The sequence below is a fragment of the Nocardia rhamnosiphila NBRC 108938 genome (assembly GCF_000720425.1).
GTDB lineage: Bacteria > Actinomycetota > Actinomycetes > Mycobacteriales > Mycobacteriaceae > Nocardia > Nocardia rhamnosiphila.
On record NZ_JOAJ01000003.1, the window covers coordinates 619,293 to 634,810 of the forward strand.

Here is a 15,518-nt window from a genome sequence, read left to right on the forward strand (position 1 = left end):
AATCCTCCGCAGACTAATGGCCCGTCGTCGGACCGACTAGGTACCACGGTAAACCCACATTGGGCAAGAGTCTATGTGCCACGCCAAAATTCATGTGGTCTAGCACACGCACAGCTACCACGACATCTGGGGGGCCGCTAAGAGGCCGAGAACATTACGCCTGCGAAATAGGTTCGGGCAGGGTCTTTGGTTTCCAAGCCGGCCTTGTCTTTTCGAACTCGGCGATCACATCGCTACGCCGCAGCGTCAGGCCGATGTCGTCCAAACCCTCCAACAGGCGCCACCTGGTGTAGTCGTCAATATCGAACGGCAACACGATGGTTCCTGCGGTCACCGTGCGCGCCGCGAGGTCCACAACCAATTCCAGTCCGGGCTGTTCCTCGAGCAACTTCCAGAGCATTTCGACATCATTCTGTGACATTCGTGCCGCCAGCAGACCGCCCTTGCCCGCATTACCGCGGAAGATGTCGGCGAAACGTGAAGAGATAACTACCCGAAAGCCATAGTCCATGAGCGCCCAGACAGCGTGCTCACGGGAAGATCCGGTCCCGAAATCGGGTCCGGCCACCAGGACGCTGCCGTGCTTGTACGGCTCGGTGTTCAGAATGAAGTCCTCGTCACTCCGCCAGGCGGCGAACAGGCCGTCTTCGAATCCCGTACGAGTGACGCGCTTCAGATAGACGGCCGGGATGATCTGGTCGGTGTCGACATTGGACCGGCGCAGCGGAACGCCGATCCCCTTGTGCACGGTGAAGGCTTCCATCGTATTTCTCCTGTTTCGGCTATAAGTGGGTTTCGATATAAGACGGGCTCAGTCGATGTCCGCGGGCGCCGACAGCGTGCCGCGGACCGCGGTCGCGGCGGCCACCGGCGGCGACACCAGGTGGGTACGCCCGCCTTTGCCCTGCCGGCCCTCGAAGTTCCGGTTCGAGGTGGACGCGCAACGCTGGCCCGGGGCGAGCTGATCGGGGTTCATCCCCAGGCACATCGAGCATCCGGCCTGCCGCCATTCGGCCCCGGCCGCGGTGAAGATCTCGCCCAGCCCCTCCGCCTCGGCTTGTTCCCGCACCCGCATCGAGCCCGGTACCACCAGCATTCGCACGCCCTCGGCCACCTTGCGGCCCTGCAGCACCTCCGCCACGGCCCGCAGATCCTCGATCCGGCCGTTGGTGCAGGATCCGACGAACACGGTGTCCACCGAGACCTCGCGCAGCGGCATACCCGGGGTCAAATCCATATAGCGCAGCGCCTTCTCCGCGGACTCACGCGCGGTCTCGTCGGCGATCTGCGCCGGGTCGGGCACATTCGCGCCCAGCGGCAGCCCCTGCCCCGGGTTGGTGCCCCAGGTGACGAACGGGGTGAGCGCGCTCGCGTCGATGTGCACCTCCCGGTCGAAAACCGCGTCCTCGTCCGTCTTCAGCGCCTCCCATGCCTCCACCGCGGCATCCCAGTCCGCGCCCTGCGGGGCGTGCGGACGGCCTTTCAAGAACTCGTAGGTGGTTTCGTCCGGGGCGATCATTCCGGCCCGGGCACCGGCTTCGATGGACATATTGCAGACGGTCATCCGCGCTTCCATCGACATATTTCGAATGGCCTCACCGCGATACTCGAGCACATAGCCCTGGCCGCCGCCGGTACCGATTTCGGCGATCACCGCGAGAATCAGGTCTTTACTGGTGACCCCCGGCGGCAGCACGCCGTCCACGGTGATCGCCATTGTCTTGAACGGCTGCAGCGAAAGGGTCTGCGTGGCCAGCACATGCTCGACCTCGCTGGTGCCGATTCCCATGGCCAGCGCACCGAAGGCGCCGTGGGTGGAGGTGTGGCTGTCCCCGCAGACAACGGTGGTGCCGGGCTGGGTCAGCCCCAGCTGCGGTCCCACGACGTGGACGATGCCCTGTTCCCGGTCGCCCATCGGGTGCAGCCGGACGCCGAATTCCGCGCAGTTACGGCGCAGCGTCTCCACCTGCGTCCGCGACACCGGGTCGGCGATGGGTTTGTCGATATCGACGGTCGGGACATTGTGGTCCTCGGTCGCGATGGTGAGATCCGGCCGGCGCACCGGGCGACCGGCGGCCCGCAGACCGTCGAAGGCCTGCGGGCTGGTCACCTCGTGCACCAGATGGAGATCGATGTAGATGAGATCGGGTTCACGCGCCTCGCCCTCACCCTCGCCGCGGGCGACGACGTGCTGTTCCCATACCTTCTCGGCCAGCGTACGTGGCATTGTTGCGATCACCTTTCGGGCTCGGCATCCGGCCCGGACCTGCCCGGCACCGGATACGCGCTAGCTGGAATCATGCGACCCCTTCCAGGACGCCACCTGGGCTGTTCGTAATGGCATCTCAGAATGCAGGACGCTAATATCGTTGTATGAGACAGCATAGCGGTATCGGCGTCCTGGACAAAGCGGTGGCAGTGTTGTATGCGGTCGCCGAGCGGCCCTGCGGTCTCAACGAGCTGTGCGAGCGCACCGGCCTGCCCCGCGCGACCGCGCACCGGCTCGCGGTCGGCCTGGAAACCCACCGGCTGCTCGCCCGGGACGGAAACGGCTCCTGGCGCCCCGGCCCCGCCCTCGCCGAACTCGCCGCCGGCGCCGCCGACCCACTGCTCGAGGCCGCGGGCTCGATCCTGCCCCGGCTGCGGGAGATCACCGGCGAAAGTGTGCAGTTGTACTGCCGGGAGGGCAACGAACGGGTCTGCGTCGCCGCCCTCGAACCCCCGGCCGGGCTGCGCGACACCGTACCGATCGGCTCCCGCCTCCCGCTGACCGCGGGATCCGCGGCCAAGGTACTCCTCGCCTGGTCCGATCCCGAGCTGCAGCGCACCGTCCTCGGTGACGCCATGTTCACCGAGCGCACGCTCGCCGAGGTCCGCAAACGCGGCTGGGCCCAGAGCGCGGGCGAGCGCGCGGCCGGGGTGGCCAGCGTTTCGGCGCCGGTGCGCGATCAACAGGGCGCGGTGGTCGCCGCGGTCTCGGTATCGGGGCCGATCGATCGAATGGGCCGCCGACCGGGGGCCCGCTGGGCAGCGGACCTGGTCGCGGCCGCCGATGCGCTGCACCGCCGACTCTGAGCGGCGGGCAGCTGCCGTCACTTATGGTGGCCTGATGGGAGTGAACCAACGGTCACAGATCGTGATGACCGATACCGAGATCACCGATTTCCTCACCCGCAGTCGCGTCGCCACCCTGGCAAGCCTGGGCGCGGACGGTAAACCGCACCTCACCGCCATGTGGTACGCGCTGATCGCCGATCCGGAGCGACCCGACGCGATACCCGAACTGTGGTTCGAGACCAAGGGCAAATCCCAAAAGGCCGTCAACCTGCGCCGCAACCCCACGGTCACCTGCATGGTCGAGGCCGGGAAAACCTATGACACCCTGCGCGGAGTCTCCCTCGAGGGCCACGCCGAGGTCATCGAGGACCCGGAGAAACTGTTCGCTGTCGGGGCCAGCGTCTGGGAGCGCTACACCGGCCCGTACACCGACGATATGCGCGAATATGTCGAAGGCATGCTGAACAAGCGCGTCGCGGTCCGTATCGTCCCCGACCGCATCCGCAGCTGGGACCACCGCAAACTCGGCCTGCCCGCCATGCCCCTGGCCGGATCCACCGCCCACGCCCTGGACGACTGATCGCCCCGGGTGCTGTTCCCGCAGCAGCACCCGGCACGCGTCCGGTCAGGACCCGGGCACCGCGCTTACCCGGCCACTACCGGCCCGAACCAAGGCGATCGAGCCCGACCAACCGGCCCCTCCGACAGCACCACACCGAAATTCCAGGGCAAGGACCCGCCGTTCGGGCAGACAACCGGCCGAACCCCGGGACGGGCAGCCTGCAACCATCCGGACCGAAAACGGACCGCCCCAACCGGCGACGAAACAACGGCATCGGCCGCGGACCCCCAAGCCCGGTCCGGGCTACCACTTCACCTCACAGAACAACAACCCACCCGGGCCTCCACGGGCGAAAACCCCGGCACCAGCTCGACAGCTGACCGACTCATAAAGGGCTTCAGGGGCGAAAGCCCCGGCACTTTTCCGGTAGGTAACCAACTCACGGAGCGCCTCCAGGGGGCAAAGCCTCAGCCCGATTCGTAGATACCCACCCAGCCCGCACGAGTAGGGTCCAGGGACGAAGCCCCGGCCCGGCCCCGGACCGTTTCCAGTCCGCAAGAGGGTCCAGGGGGCGCCGAGCCCGCCTGGGCGGGGTGCGGGGGTTGCACCCTCGCAAAACATCGCGAATCAACAAAGGCTCATGCTCTCCATGAGCATGAGCCTTCCAGTTGAGTAGCCCCGACGGGATTTGAACCCGCGCTACCGCCTTGAGAGGGCGGCGTCCTAGGCCGCTAGACGACGGGGCCAGGACTTGTGATCAACTCCTGGCTGGAGTGGATCGCGGATCTCTCGATCCGAAGCTCGATCAGCGTAACCGACCGGGCGGCGGCGACCAAATCGCCTGGATAATTCGTTCCGCACCGCATCTGGACGATGAAGCTGAGAGCGATCTCCGCTGGGGTACCAGGACTCGAACCTAGAATGGCTGAACCAGAATCAGCTGTGTTGCCAATTACACCATACCCCAATGACCTGGGCTTTCGGCTTCACCGCTGGCTGCGGTGGCACCGTCGTTCCGGCCGAGAAAGAGAGTACCAAACCGTTCCGGGGAAACTACAAATCGCCTGGTCACGCCGCCACATCAGGTGCGTAACGGTGCCGTGGCCTGCCGCCCGGCCGCGGGTGGCGGGTGGACGGACGCCGTCCCCGGTGGCGCGGGGACGGCGCCGTCACACCGGCGCTCACTCGGCCGGCGGCGTCCATTCGCGGCCCGCGCGCAGTCGCTGCATGGTGAGCTCGCGGCCCAGCAGTTCCATGGATTCGTACAGCGGCGGACTGATATGTGATCCGGTGACCGATACCCGCACCGGCGCGAACGCTTTCCGCGGTTTCAATTCCATTCCGTCGATGAGCGCGACTTTCAGCGCGTCCTCGATCTCGGAAGCGGTCCAGGCGGTCAGCGGTTCGAGTGCGGAAATTGCGGCGTCCAATACCGGAATCGCGTCCGGACCCAAATTCTTCTTGCCCGCGGCGGGGTCGATACCGAACTCGTCGGAAGGCGCGAAGAGGAATCGCAACAGACCCCATGCGTCATCGAGCACGACAATGCGGGTCTGCACCAGATCGGCGGCGGCGGCAAAAACCTTCTCGTCTACTCCGGCACCGATATATCCGCGGTCCGTGAAAAAGGTGCGCAACCGTCCGGCAAAATCGGCCGGCTCCAGCAAACGGATGTGCTCGGCATTGATCGCATCGGCCTTCTTCTGGTCGAAGCGGGCCGGGTTCGAATTCACTTTCGATATGTCGAAGGCCGCGACCATCTCGTTCATGGAGAAGACATCGTGGTCGTCGGCGATGCTCCAGCCGAGGAGCGCGAGGTAATTGAGGAGCCCCTCGGGAATGAATCCCCGATCGCGGTGGAGGAAGAGGTCGGACTCCGGGTCGCGCTTGGACAGCTTCTTGTTCCCCTGCCCCATCACGAACGGCAGATGGCCGAATTCGGGAGTGAAATCGGTGACCCCGATGCGCTGCAGTGCGGCATAGAGCGCGAGCTGGCGCGGCGTGGAGGAGAGGAGGTCTTCGCCGCGCAGGACGTGGGTTATCCGCATGGTGGCGTCGTCGACCGGGTTGACCAGCGTATAGAGCGGATCGCCGGTGCCACGGGTGAGTGCGTAATCCGGCACCGAACCCGCTTTGAAAGTGGTTTCTCCGCGTACCAGATCGTGCCAGGTGAGGTCGGTATCGGGCATACGCAGCCGGACCACCGCGCCCCGGCCGGCGGCCTTGTATTCGGCGATCTGCTCGGCCGTGAGGTCGCGGTCGAAATTATCGTAGCCGAGTTTCGGATCACGCCCGGCCGCCCGGTGGCGCGCCTCGACTTCTTCTGGCGTGGAAAAGGATTCGTACGCCTCGCCGGCGTCGAGGAGTTTTTGCACCACGTCGCGGTGGATTTCGCGCCGCTGCGACTGCCGGTAGGGCGCATAGGGCCCGCCGATTTCCGGACCTTCGTCCCAATCGAGTCCGAGCCAGCGCAACGCGTCCAACAGCGCCTGATAGGACTCTTCGGAATCCCGTGCGGCATCGGTGTCTTCGATACGGAAGACGAACGTGCCGCCCTGATGGCGGGCATAGGCCCAGTTGAACAGCGCCGTGCGGATGAGCCCGACATGCGGTGTCCCGGTGGGTGACGGGCAGAAACGGACCCGTACGTTTGTCATGTCCCTCTTTCGTTCAGCGTTTTGCGGCAACGGGATTGGTCAGCGTGCCGATACCGGAGACGGTGACCGACACCGTTTGTCCGTCTTTCATCGGGCCGACACCCTCGGGAGTTCCGGTGAGGATCACGTCACCGGGGAGCAGGGTCATCACGCGGGTGACCCATTCGATGATATCCGGAATATCATGCAGCAGTAGCGATGTGGTACTGCGTTGACGTACTTCACCGTCGAGTTCGGTGGTGATCTCGAGATCCGCCGGATCGAGTTCGGTTTCGATCCACGGCCCCAGCGGGCAGAAGGTGTCGTAGCCCTTGGCCCGGGTCCACTGGCCGTCCTGGGCCTGCTGGTCGCGGGCGGTCACATCGTTGGCGACGGTGTAGCCCAGGATGACGTCCTTGGCCCGGGCCGCGGGAACGTCCTTGCAGGGCCGGCCGATGACCACGGCGAGTTCGCCCTCGTAGTCGACGCGGGACGAACTGGGCGGCACGATGATCGGGATATCGGGGCCGATGATGGACGTATTCGGTTTCATGAAGATCACCGGTTCGGCCGGCGCCTCACCGCCCATCTCGGCAGCATGGGACGCGTAGTTCTTGCCGACACAGATCACCTTGCTGGCCAGGATCGGAGCGAGCAGACGGATATCGGCCAGCGGCCAGCTGCGGCCGGTGAACGTCGGGGTACCGAACGGGTGTTCGGCGATTTCCTTGGCGGTTTCGCCTTCGATGGCGACGAACGCGACCCCGTCGGGGCTGGCAACTCGACCTAGACGCATGACCGAAGTCTATCCAGCCGGGTTCACCAGCCCGAATGCGCCCGACCGGTCGGTCCGCCCGATGGTGAGAACCGTGCCACTACTTGCGGGATCCGGGGCCCGGAGGTGTACCGTGACCCTCATACGTTCAAAGGCTGAGAATTTCCTCTCATATATTGAGATGCTCTCGTTCCGAGATGGGGAACCATGGCGCACAGTCCTTCGGCGGCCCTCCCGATCGCCGCGTCCGGCAGGCAGATCTCCCCCGCCCACCGTTGGCTCATGCTCGCCTTCGGGGTCTTCGCCCAGGTGTCCAGCGCGATCTTCGTGCACGGGGTGCCGTTCCTGCTCCCCGCGCTGACCGCCGGGGGCATGCCGTTGCCCACCGCCGGCCTGCTGGTGGCCATGCCCACCGTCGGCCTGTGCTGCGCCCTCATCGCCTGGGGTTATCTGGTCGACCGGGTCGGCGAACGGATCGCCCTGGTCGCCGGGCCGGTGATCATGTGCGCGGCCGGTGCGGCCGCCGCCTTCACCACCAGCTACCCCGCCCTCGGGGTCCTGCTGTTCCTCGGCGGGATAGGCGCCGCCAGCACCAACGGTGCCAGCGGCCGGGTGATCGTCGGCTGGTTCCCGCCCGACCGCCGCGGCCTGGCCATGGGAATCCGGCAGACCGGTCAGCCGCTGGGCGTCGGAATCGCGGCGATGTCCGTGCCCCTGGTCGCCGACCGCTTCGGCGTCGCGCCCGCGCTCAGCGTGCCCGCGCTATTGGCCGGACTGGCCGCCGTGTGCTGCCTGCTGGGCATCATCGACCCACCCCGGCCGCCACGAGCCCAGGAGACCGGCGCCAATCCCTACCGGGGCAGCAGCACACTATGGCGTATCCACGGTGTATCGATCCTGCTGGTCGTCCCCCAGGCCACCGTCTGGACCTTCGCCCTGCTGTGGCTGCACCGCGACCTCGGCTGGTCGCTGGCGGCGGCCGGCGCACTGGTTACCGGCACCCAGATCCTGGGCGCGCTGGGCCGGATCGGCGCCGGCGCCTGGTCGGACCGGGTCGGCAGCCGGATGGGCCCACTGCGCCAGGTCGCGATCGCCGCGGTCGCCACCATGGCCCTGCTGGCGCTGACCTCCTGGACGCACTGGTGGTGGGCCGCCGTCCCGCTGCTCGTCGTCGCCTCGGTGGTCACGGTCTCCGACAACGGCCTGGCCTTCACCGCCATCGCCGAACGCGCCGGGCCGTTCTGGAGCGGTCGCGGGCTGGGCATCCAGAACACCGGCCAGAACCTGACCGTCGCCGCGGTGCCCCCAGTATTCGGCGCGCTCATCACCGCCACCGGTTTCCCGGCGGTCTACCTCGCGGCAGCGGCCTTGGCGGCCGTGGCGATCCCGCTGGTCCCGGTGGCGTCGGAAAAGCCTATGGAGTAACCGGGAGCCGGATCCGTTACCGCCGACAACTCCCTCGGCCGTACCGGCTGCCGCACGGATACTCGGTCAGGTCCGGATGAGCACAGCCGAGGCGGCCACCACACGGATTGTCGTGCCGGTGGCTCATCCGGTGGCCGGGCCGGACGAGCGGATGACGCCGTCAGATCTCGATGAGTACCGCCGGATCGAGCGCCACGCGAATCCTCGTGTCGGCCTCGATATCGGAGATGAACTCGGCACCTTCCGCAACCGGCGGGTCCCACCGATAGGAGGCACCGTCGAGAGTGCCTCGATGAATCCGTATATGCGGCTGATGTTCGACGATCCAGTACTCCGCAATTCCCAACGCCGCGTACTCATGCACCTTGCGCACTCGGTCGGTGCGCTCGCTGCCGCTACCCGGTGACACCACCTCGACGGCCAGCAGGATGTCGGTACCCGGGATCAGTTTCGGCGATTCATCGACAATCGCGGCTCGCGCCACTGCTTTCGGGACGACGAACACATCGGGCTTACGGACACCCGACGGCGTGCTGACCTCCCACTCGCCGCCGTCACAGACGAATACATCGGCGCGTTCTGCGGCTGTCCGGATTCGGCCGGCCAGCGACCACCCGATGAAGTTGTGCCGCGCCCCCGCTGCCACCTCGACCAACCACCCGTCTTCGAGTTCGAAACCCTTGCCGTCCTCCGGCAGATCGTAGAGATCCAGCACCGTGTACGGGCCGAAGCCGACATCACTGGTGGCGTGCCACGCGGTCATGCTGCCTCCAAGTGCTCGGGCCGTCCATCGGGGATACGCCCAGGTATCCCCGATGGTATCGGACACGCAACCCGATTTCGTGCACGAAAATCCGGGCCGTCGGGTCAGAGGGCGGCAGCGATCCGATCGCCGATCTCGGTGGTGGACGCGGTGCCGGTGCGGCCGGACAGATCCTTGGCGACCGCGTCCTGGACACGGGCGGCGGCAGCGGTCTCGCCCTTGTGCTCGAGCAGCAGCGAGACCGAGAGGATGGCCGCGGTCGGGTCGGCCTTGGACTGGCCGGCGATATCGGGGGCGCTGCCGTGCACCGGTTCGAACATGCTCGGGTTGGTGCCGGTGGCGTCGATATTGCCGCTGGCGGCCAGGCCGATACCGCCGCTGACGGCGGCGGCGAGGTCGGTGATGATATCGCCGAACAGGTTGTCGGTGACGATCACGTCGAAGCGGCCCGGATCGTTGACCATATGGATGGTGGCGGCGTCGATGTGCTGGTAGGCCACCTCGACATCACCGAACTCCGCACCGACCTCGTCCACCGTGCGCTGCCACAGCGAACCGGCGAAGGCGAGCACATTCGTCTTGTGCACCAGGGTGAGATGCTTGCGCCGGGCCTGCGCCTTGGCGAAGGCGTAGCGGACCACGCGTTCGACGCCGAACCGGGTGTTGGTGCTGACCTCGGTGGCGACCTCGTGCGGCGTATCCACCCGGATCGCGCCCCCGGTGCCGGTGTACGGGCCCTCGGTACCTTCCCGGACCACCACGAAGTCGATATCCGGGGTACCCGCCAGCGGGCTGCCGACGCCCGGGTACAGCTTGGAGGGGCGCAGGTTCACGTGGTGATCGAGGGCGAAACGGGTGCGCAGCAGCAGACCGCGTTCCAGGATGCCGCTGGGCACCGACGGGTCGCCGATGGCGCCGAGCAGGATCGCGTCGTGCTGTTTCAGTTCCGGCAGCACCGATTCGGGCAGGATCTCCCCGGTGGCGTGGTAGCGCTTGGCGCCCAGGTCGTAGTGGGTCCGTTCGACCCCGGGCAGCACCACATCGAGCACTTTGAGCGCCTCGGTGACGACTTCCGGTCCGATACCGTCACCGGGGATCACGGCGAGTTTCATGACAACCACGCTTTCTACGAACGAGGCCGCGAACAGGGCGGGACGCGGCTGCCGGGCCGGGTTGGTCTGTCACCGGGACGGTGGCCGGGTACGGCCCGCCCCGGACCGCGTGGCCCGGGGCGGGTGCGTACCCGTCGGCGCACGCCGCCCACCGGCCCGGGCGGCAGCGTGCACGGAACAGCTCAGAACAGGTCGACCAGGGCGACCTTGGCGGCACCGACCGCGGCGGCGATCTCGGAACGCACCGCTTCGGGCACCTCCTTGTTGACCCGCAGCACGACGGTGGCGCCTTCTTTGTTGGCGTCCTGGGTGAGCTGCGCGGCGAGAATATCGACTTCGGCGGCGCCCAGCGCGGTGCCGACCTTGCCCAGCGCGCCCGGCTTGTCCTCGTAGTTGAGGACGGCCAGGTTGATGCCCTCGGCGCGCATATCGTAGTTGCGGCCGTTGATGTTGACGATCTTTTCGACCTGCTGCGGTTCGGTCAGCGCACCCGCGACATTGATGGTGCGGCCGTCGCCGAACACCGCGCGCAGATCCACCAGGCTGCGGTGGCTGGGACTTTCGGTCGCGGTGGTCACCTCGGCGCTGATCCCGCGGGCCTCGGCCAGCGCCGGAGCGTTGACGAAGGTGACCTGATCGTCGACATGGGCGGAGAACACCCCGCGCAGCGCCGCGAGCTGCAGCACCTCCACCTCGGAGGCGGCCAGTTCACCGCGCACCTGCACCTCGAGGCTCACCGGCAGTTCGTCGGCGAGCGCACCGAGCAGGGCGCCCTGCTTGCGCACCAGGTCCAGCCAGGGGGCGACATCGTCGCCGACGGTGCCGCCGGTGACATTGACCGCGCCCGGCACGAACTCACCGGCCAGGGCCAGCAGCACCGACTTGGCGACATCGGTGCCGGCCCGGTCCTGTGCCTCGCTGGTGGAGGCGCCCAGGTGCGGGGTCACCACGACCTGGGGCAGTGCGAACAGCGGGCTGTCGGTGCAGGGCTCGGTCTCGTAGACGTCGATACCGGCGGCCCGGACATGTCCGGAGGTGATCGCCTCGGCGAGCGCGGCCTCGTCCACCAGGCCGCCGCGCGCGGCGTTGACGATGATGACGCCCTTCTTGGTCTTGGCGAGGGCGTCCTTGCCGAGCAGGCCCTTGGTCTCCGGGGTCTTCGGCAGGTGGACGGAGATGAGGTCGGCCCGTTCGAGCACCTCGTCGAGACTCAGCAGTTCGATACCGAGCTGGGCGGCGCGCGCCGGGGAGACGTAGGGGTCGTAGGCGACGATCTTGGTCTCGAAGGCGGCGAGGCGCGCCGCGAACAGCTGCCCGATCCGGCCCAGACCGATCACACCGACGGTTTTGTCGAAGATCTCCACGCCGTTGAAGCTGCTGCGCTTCCAGGTGTGCGCGCGCAGGGTGGCGTCGGCGGCCGGGATCTGGCGGGCCGCGCTCAACAGCAGGGTGACGGCGTGCTCGGCGGCCGTGTGGATATTGGAAGTGGGCGCGTTGACGACCATCACGCCGCGTTCGGTGGCGGCGGGGACATCGACATTGTCCAGGCCGACGCCGGCCCGCGCGACGATCTGCAGGTTCTTACCGGCTTCGAGGACTTCGGCGTCGACGGTGGTCGCGGAGCGGACGAGCAGCGCATCGGCCTCGGGCACCGCGGCCAGCAGCGCGGGCCTATCGGGGCCGTCGACCCAGCGGACCTCGACACCGTCACCGAGCGCATCGACGGTCGACTGGGCGAGCTTGTCGGCGATCAGAACTACAGGACGGCCTGCTTGGCTCACAGTGGGGTACTCCTGGATGTGGGGACGGCCAGTTGACGGGGCCAAGCTTAGTTCGGACCGATCCGGCCATGTCCCGCCCCCTGCTCTCGGTCTCGGCCGACCTGCACGGACCCGGCCGGCCGGGTGGGCCGAATCACGCCCCGGATCGCCGCTCACCCGGGCGGAAGTCGTGTCCGCACCCGTGCGGGCATATCCGGCCCGGACCGCGGGGCGGCCGCCATGGAGACGGAAACCGCCGCGTGTACCCGGCTCGGCCGGAAGACGAGTTTCGAAATCCGCCGGACCGGATCGGGAGCGGAGAAAAACCGTTCGGGAGCGGCGTGCGCCGAAAGTCCGCGCAGTCCGAATTCCGGTCCTCGGACCGGCCGATTCGAATTGCCGGATTTTCACACCGGGCGACCTCGGGCGCTTACTCGGCAATTTTCGGTTCGGCTTGTATCGGCCGACCACCAAAACGCCGACCGGCGAACCCGGACCTACTCGTACCGGGCCGACAGGGAATTACATACCCGGCGGTCGGCTTTCCGTCGAGACCCGAGCTGCGCACCCCGGAAACGGAGCAAGGCCCCGTACCTCGCGGTACGGGGCCTTGCTGCTTCGTCACACCACTCAGATGGCGCGGACGTCCTGAGCCTGCGGACCCTTCTGGCCCTGCCCGATCTCGAACTCCACGCGCTGACCCTCTTCGAGGGTACGGAAACCGCTTCCCGACACTGCCGAGTAATGCACGAAGACGTCAGGTCCGCCCCCGTCTTGCGCGATAAAGCCGAAGCCCTTCTCGCTGTTGAACCACTTCACGCTGCCTTGAGCCATGTTACTTACTTCATACTTTCTGTTGCGAGCCAGACGGACCACGGTCGATCCGCCTGATCTCTCTGACAACGATGCCACGTTCGGGAAAGTTCCTCCAGTTCGAAAATTTTCCATCGTGAGGAAGAACGCGGTGCCCAGGAGACCGGCGTCACGTTCCGACGGGGCGGTCCGCCGCACGGATGACCCGCTCATCGCCCGGTCGAAGCAGGACCCCGGGATTCCCCGTAGTACCCGGGGATGATTTCTCGATCGGATCCGCGGAAGGTCTGTGACTTTCGTGACCATTACGCAAAGGTGAAGGTTCAACGTCTTCCGGCCGGCCGCTCCCCCGGCCGTGCCGCAGGACACAGCACGAGAGGATTCGACGTGTTCCGCACGAACCGAGTATCCGCGACCCGCCGGGCCACCGCCCGGCTCGCCGTCGCGGGTGCCATCACCCTGGTCCCGCTGGCCGGCCTCGCGGCGCCCGCGATGGCCGACCCCGCGGCCCCGGCGCCGGGCTACACCCAGGTGGACCGCGACCGCCACGGTGATCGCGATCGCGACCGGCACTGGGACCGCGACCGCGACCGTGACCGCCATTGGGATCGCGACCGCGACGACCACTGGAACCACGACCGGCACCGGGACCGCGGCTGGCAGGACCCGGCGGGCTGGGCCCGCCACCTGCTGCGCGGCCTTTTCGGCAGCAGCTGACCGCTATGCGGGCCCGCGTGCGCGGGCCCGCTTCGCGAGCACGACTCCACACATCGGTAACCCGAGCCGGCCACGGATGTACGCCCGTAGCGTAATCCGCCCGTGCCGCTGAACCCGGGTTCTAGGCTCTGTCCATGACCGAGCCTCGCAGACTCCAGGCGATTCCCGGTGGACGCGCCGAGCGGCCGCCCCGGCAGCCCGCGGACCGGCCCGAGCCGCTGTGGCGTGAGGTCCTCGGCGGACGACTCCGTATGCTGCGCAACGAGAAACGCGAAACGCTCGCGGAAACCGCTGAGCGCGCGGGCATTTCGCCGCAGTACCTCTCCGAGGTGGAACGCGGCCGCAAAGAACCCTCCAGCGAGATGATCGCCGCGCTGGCGGGTGCTCTCGGCACCTCTCTCGGCGCGCTCACCGAGCAGGTGGCCGACGAACTCCGGGCCCGGCGCCATCCCGTGGCGACCCGTCGCCCGGGCACCGCGCCGACAGCGCTGCTCCGGGCGGCCTGACCGGCCGGTGTCCGCGCCCGCCGCATCCGGCACGGTCGCGATCAGCGGGCGAGGGCCGGGCTCCGCGGCGTCAGCACTGAATCGACCAGCCCGTATTCGACCGCTGCCGCCGCGGTGAACACCCGGTCGCGGTCGGTATCGTGCCGCAGTTGCTCCGGGGTCCGCCCGGTGTGCCGGGACAGGATCGTTTCGATCTCCGCCCGCATCCGCACGAGTTCGTCGGCTTGCAGGATGAGGTCGGGGATGGCCCCCTGGCCGCGGGCAGCGGGCTGGTGCAGCACCACCCGGGCGTGCGGGAGCATTGCCCGGTGGCCGGGGGCGCCCCCGGCGAGCAGCACGGCGCCGACCGCGATGGCCTGACCGACGCAGGTGGTGTGTACCGGGGCGCCGATGTGCTGGATGGTGTCGTACACCGCGAGCATCGACGACAGATCGCCGCCTTCACAGTTGATGTAGAAGTCGATCTCCTGGCCGGGACTCTCCGATTCCAGGTGCAGCAGCTGCGCGATGAGCGCGTTGGCGACCCCGGAATCGATGGGGGTGCCGAGGTAGACGATGCGTTCGGCGAGTAGATGCGAATAGATATCGGTGATCCGCTCGCCCCTCGGATGCTGGGCTATCACATTGGGGATCGTGTAGGTGCTCATCGGGTCTCCCTGTCTTCGGTGCGGCTTTCGTGGGATCCGCTCACGCGGAGATCCCGACCCGTTGGCGCTGCGGGACGACCTGCGCGAAATCGCCGACGATATGGTCGATGAAGCCGTATTCCTTCGCCTGGGTCGCGCTGAACCAGCGGTCGTGCAGGGAATCCTCGTAGACCCGTTCGTAGGGCTGCCCGGTGTCCGCGGAGATCAGGCCGAGCACGGTTTCCACCGTGTAGCGCAGATCGTCGGCCTGCACCTCCACGTCCACCGCGGACCCCCCGATACCGGCCGACCCCTGGTGCATGAGGACCCGGGCGTGCGGCAGCGCGAAACGTTTACCCGGAGTCCCCGAGGAGAGCAGGAACTGGCCGGCGCTGCAGGCCAATCCGAGGGCGAGGGTGGATACCGGGCTCGGTATCAACCGCATGACGTCGCGGATGGCCAGCATCGCCGGCACCGACCCGCCGGGCGAATGGATCCACAGCGAGATACCGGCGTCGCCGTCTTCGGCGGCGAGGGTGAGCAGCTGGGTCGCCAGCAGGGTGCCGTTGTCGTCGTCGAGCGGGCCGTCGAGGACCAGGATGCGACGGGCCAGGAGTTGTTCGCGGGCACGCCAGCCGAACAGCGGGGATTTATCGTCGTGAGCCATGGTCACCACGCTGCCGGAGCGGACGGGTGAGCGGGAGGCCACGCTGCTGTCGGCAGATCTGCTCTCAGCAGCGCTGCCCGGGACCATCGGCCGATCGAT

Annotated in this window: 15 protein-coding genes and 2 tRNA genes; 5 read left to right on the plus strand and 12 right to left on the minus strand. The window is 67.5% G+C overall.

Features of this window, described 5'->3' with window-relative positions; translation table 11 throughout:
* Positions 1-154: 154 nt before the first annotated feature.
* The gene (gene leuD, locus IG75_RS0114735) at positions 155-763 is read right to left on the minus strand and encodes a 3-isopropylmalate dehydratase small subunit (RefSeq protein WP_030521834.1); all 609 of its coding nucleotides are present in this window, start codon (positions 761-763) and stop codon (positions 155-157) included.
* A 48-nt stretch (positions 764-811) separates the two neighbouring features.
* The gene (leuC, locus tag IG75_RS0114740; protein ID WP_030521835.1) at positions 812-2,227 is read right to left on the minus strand and encodes a 3-isopropylmalate dehydratase large subunit; all 1,416 of its coding nucleotides are present in this window, start codon (positions 2,225-2,227) and stop codon (positions 812-814) included.
* 146 nt (positions 2,228-2,373) lie between these two features.
* On the opposite strand from leuC, the gene IG75_RS0114745 reads away from it, so the two are divergent.
* Both IG75_RS0114745 and IG75_RS0114750 read left to right on the plus strand, forming a co-directional pair.
* A complete protein-coding gene (locus tag IG75_RS0114745; RefSeq protein WP_030521836.1) occupies positions 2,374-3,075 on the plus strand; it encodes an IclR family transcriptional regulator in 702 nt (233 codons plus the stop codon).
* Positions 3,076-3,109: 34 nt separating this feature from the next.
* Positions 3,110-3,637, plus strand: coding sequence for a pyridoxamine 5'-phosphate oxidase family protein (locus tag IG75_RS0114750; RefSeq protein WP_030521837.1), 528 nt, complete (start codon positions 3,110-3,112; stop codon positions 3,635-3,637).
* A 655-nt stretch (positions 3,638-4,292) separates the two neighbouring features.
* On the opposite strand, the gene IG75_RS0114755 is transcribed toward IG75_RS0114750, so the two are convergent.
* The 4 genes from IG75_RS0114755 to IG75_RS0114770 form a co-directional block, all read right to left on the minus strand.
* A tRNA-Glu gene (locus IG75_RS0114755) sits at positions 4,293-4,365 on the minus strand.
* Positions 4,366-4,514: 149 nt separating this feature from the next.
* A tRNA-Gln gene (locus tag IG75_RS0114760) sits at positions 4,515-4,586 on the minus strand.
* 214 nt (positions 4,587-4,800) lie between these two features.
* Entirely contained in the window at positions 4,801-6,276 is a 1,476-nt protein-coding gene (gene gltX / locus IG75_RS0114765) for a glutamate--tRNA ligase (RefSeq protein WP_030521838.1), read from the minus strand.
* Between the two features lie 13 nt (positions 6,277-6,289).
* Positions 6,290-7,051, minus strand: a complete 762-nt coding sequence (locus IG75_RS0114770; protein WP_030521839.1) for a fumarylacetoacetate hydrolase family protein — start codon at positions 7,049-7,051, stop codon at positions 6,290-6,292.
* A gap of 186 nt (positions 7,052-7,237) precedes the next feature.
* Here IG75_RS0114770 and IG75_RS0114775 point away from each other — a divergent pair, with 186 nt between their 5' ends.
* Positions 7,238-8,455, plus strand: a complete 1,218-nt coding sequence (locus tag IG75_RS0114775; protein ID WP_030521840.1) for an MFS transporter — start codon at positions 7,238-7,240, stop codon at positions 8,453-8,455.
* Between the two features lie 160 nt (positions 8,456-8,615).
* Here the strand turns inward: IG75_RS0114775 and IG75_RS0114780 are convergent, their stop codons facing one another.
* From IG75_RS0114780 to IG75_RS0114795, 4 genes are all read right to left on the minus strand, one after another.
* Positions 8,616-9,218 (minus strand): Uma2 family endonuclease, encoded by a 603-nt coding sequence (locus tag IG75_RS0114780; RefSeq protein ID WP_030521841.1) that lies wholly within the window; start codon positions 9,216-9,218, stop codon positions 8,616-8,618.
* 104 nt (positions 9,219-9,322) lie between these two features.
* Positions 9,323-10,330, minus strand: coding sequence for a 3-isopropylmalate dehydrogenase (locus IG75_RS0114785; protein ID WP_030521842.1), 1,008 nt, complete (start codon positions 10,328-10,330; stop codon positions 9,323-9,325).
* A 182-nt stretch (positions 10,331-10,512) separates the two neighbouring features.
* On the minus strand, positions 10,513-12,111 hold the full coding sequence (gene serA / locus IG75_RS0114790; protein ID WP_030521843.1) for a phosphoglycerate dehydrogenase: 1,599 nt from the start codon (positions 12,109-12,111) through the stop codon (positions 10,513-10,515).
* A 609-nt stretch (positions 12,112-12,720) separates the two neighbouring features.
* Positions 12,721-12,924, minus strand: a complete 204-nt coding sequence (locus tag IG75_RS0114795; protein WP_030521844.1) for a cold-shock protein — start codon at positions 12,922-12,924, stop codon at positions 12,721-12,723.
* A 366-nt stretch (positions 12,925-13,290) separates the two neighbouring features.
* Here IG75_RS0114795 and IG75_RS0114800 point away from each other — a divergent pair, with 366 nt between their 5' ends.
* Positions 13,291-13,620 (plus strand): hypothetical protein, encoded by a 330-nt coding sequence (locus IG75_RS0114800; RefSeq protein ID WP_030521845.1) that lies wholly within the window; start codon positions 13,291-13,293, stop codon positions 13,618-13,620.
* A gap of 134 nt (positions 13,621-13,754) precedes the next feature.
* Entirely contained in the window at positions 13,755-14,126 is a 372-nt protein-coding gene (locus IG75_RS0114805; protein WP_030521846.1) for a helix-turn-helix domain-containing protein, read from the plus strand.
* A 41-nt stretch (positions 14,127-14,167) separates the two neighbouring features.
* Here the strand turns inward: IG75_RS0114805 and IG75_RS0114810 are convergent, their stop codons facing one another.
* Together IG75_RS0114810 and IG75_RS0114815 are read right to left on the minus strand one after the other, a co-directional pair.
* Complete coding sequence (locus IG75_RS0114810; protein ID WP_030521847.1) at positions 14,168-14,773, minus strand: ClpP family protease; 606 nt, start codon at positions 14,771-14,773, stop codon at positions 14,168-14,170.
* 40 nt (positions 14,774-14,813) lie between these two features.
* Complete coding sequence (locus tag IG75_RS0114815) at positions 14,814-15,419, minus strand: ClpP family protease (RefSeq protein WP_030521848.1); 606 nt, start codon at positions 15,417-15,419, stop codon at positions 14,814-14,816.
* Positions 15,420-15,518: the final 99 nt, after the last annotated feature.

Excerpts from the sequence above, each read along its gene's own strand:
- leuD (WP_030521834.1), bottom strand. The coding sequence starts at position 763 with ATGGAAGCCTTCACCGTGCACAAGGGGATCGGCGTTCCGCTGCGCCGG.
- leuC (WP_030521835.1), bottom strand. The coding sequence starts at position 2,227 with ATGCCACGTACGCTGGCCGAGAAGGTATGGGAACAGCACGTCGTCGCC.
- IG75_RS0114745 (WP_030521836.1), top strand. The coding sequence starts at position 2,374 with ATGAGACAGCATAGCGGTATCGGCGTCCTGGACAAAGCGGTGGCAGTG.
- IG75_RS0114750 (WP_030521837.1), top strand. The coding sequence starts at position 3,110 with ATGGGAGTGAACCAACGGTCACAGATCGTGATGACCGATACCGAGATC.
- gltX (WP_030521838.1), bottom strand. The coding sequence starts at position 6,276 with ATGACAAACGTACGGGTCCGTTTCTGCCCGTCACCCACCGGGACACCG.
- IG75_RS0114770 (WP_030521839.1), bottom strand. The coding sequence starts at position 7,051 with ATGCGTCTAGGTCGAGTTGCCAGCCCCGACGGGGTCGCGTTCGTCGCC.
- IG75_RS0114775 (WP_030521840.1), top strand. The coding sequence starts at position 7,238 with ATGGCGCACAGTCCTTCGGCGGCCCTCCCGATCGCCGCGTCCGGCAGG.
- IG75_RS0114780 (WP_030521841.1), bottom strand. The coding sequence starts at position 9,218 with ATGACCGCGTGGCACGCCACCAGTGATGTCGGCTTCGGCCCGTACACG.
- IG75_RS0114785 (WP_030521842.1), bottom strand. The coding sequence starts at position 10,330 with ATGAAACTCGCCGTGATCCCCGGTGACGGTATCGGACCGGAAGTCGTC.
- IG75_RS0114795 (WP_030521844.1), bottom strand. The coding sequence starts at position 12,924 with ATGGCTCAAGGCAGCGTGAAGTGGTTCAACAGCGAGAAGGGCTTCGGC.
- IG75_RS0114805 (WP_030521846.1), top strand. The coding sequence starts at position 13,755 with ATGACCGAGCCTCGCAGACTCCAGGCGATTCCCGGTGGACGCGCCGAG.
- IG75_RS0114810 (WP_030521847.1), bottom strand. The coding sequence starts at position 14,773 with ATGAGCACCTACACGATCCCCAATGTGATAGCCCAGCATCCGAGGGGC.
- IG75_RS0114815 (WP_030521848.1), bottom strand. The coding sequence starts at position 15,419 with ATGGCTCACGACGATAAATCCCCGCTGTTCGGCTGGCGTGCCCGCGAA.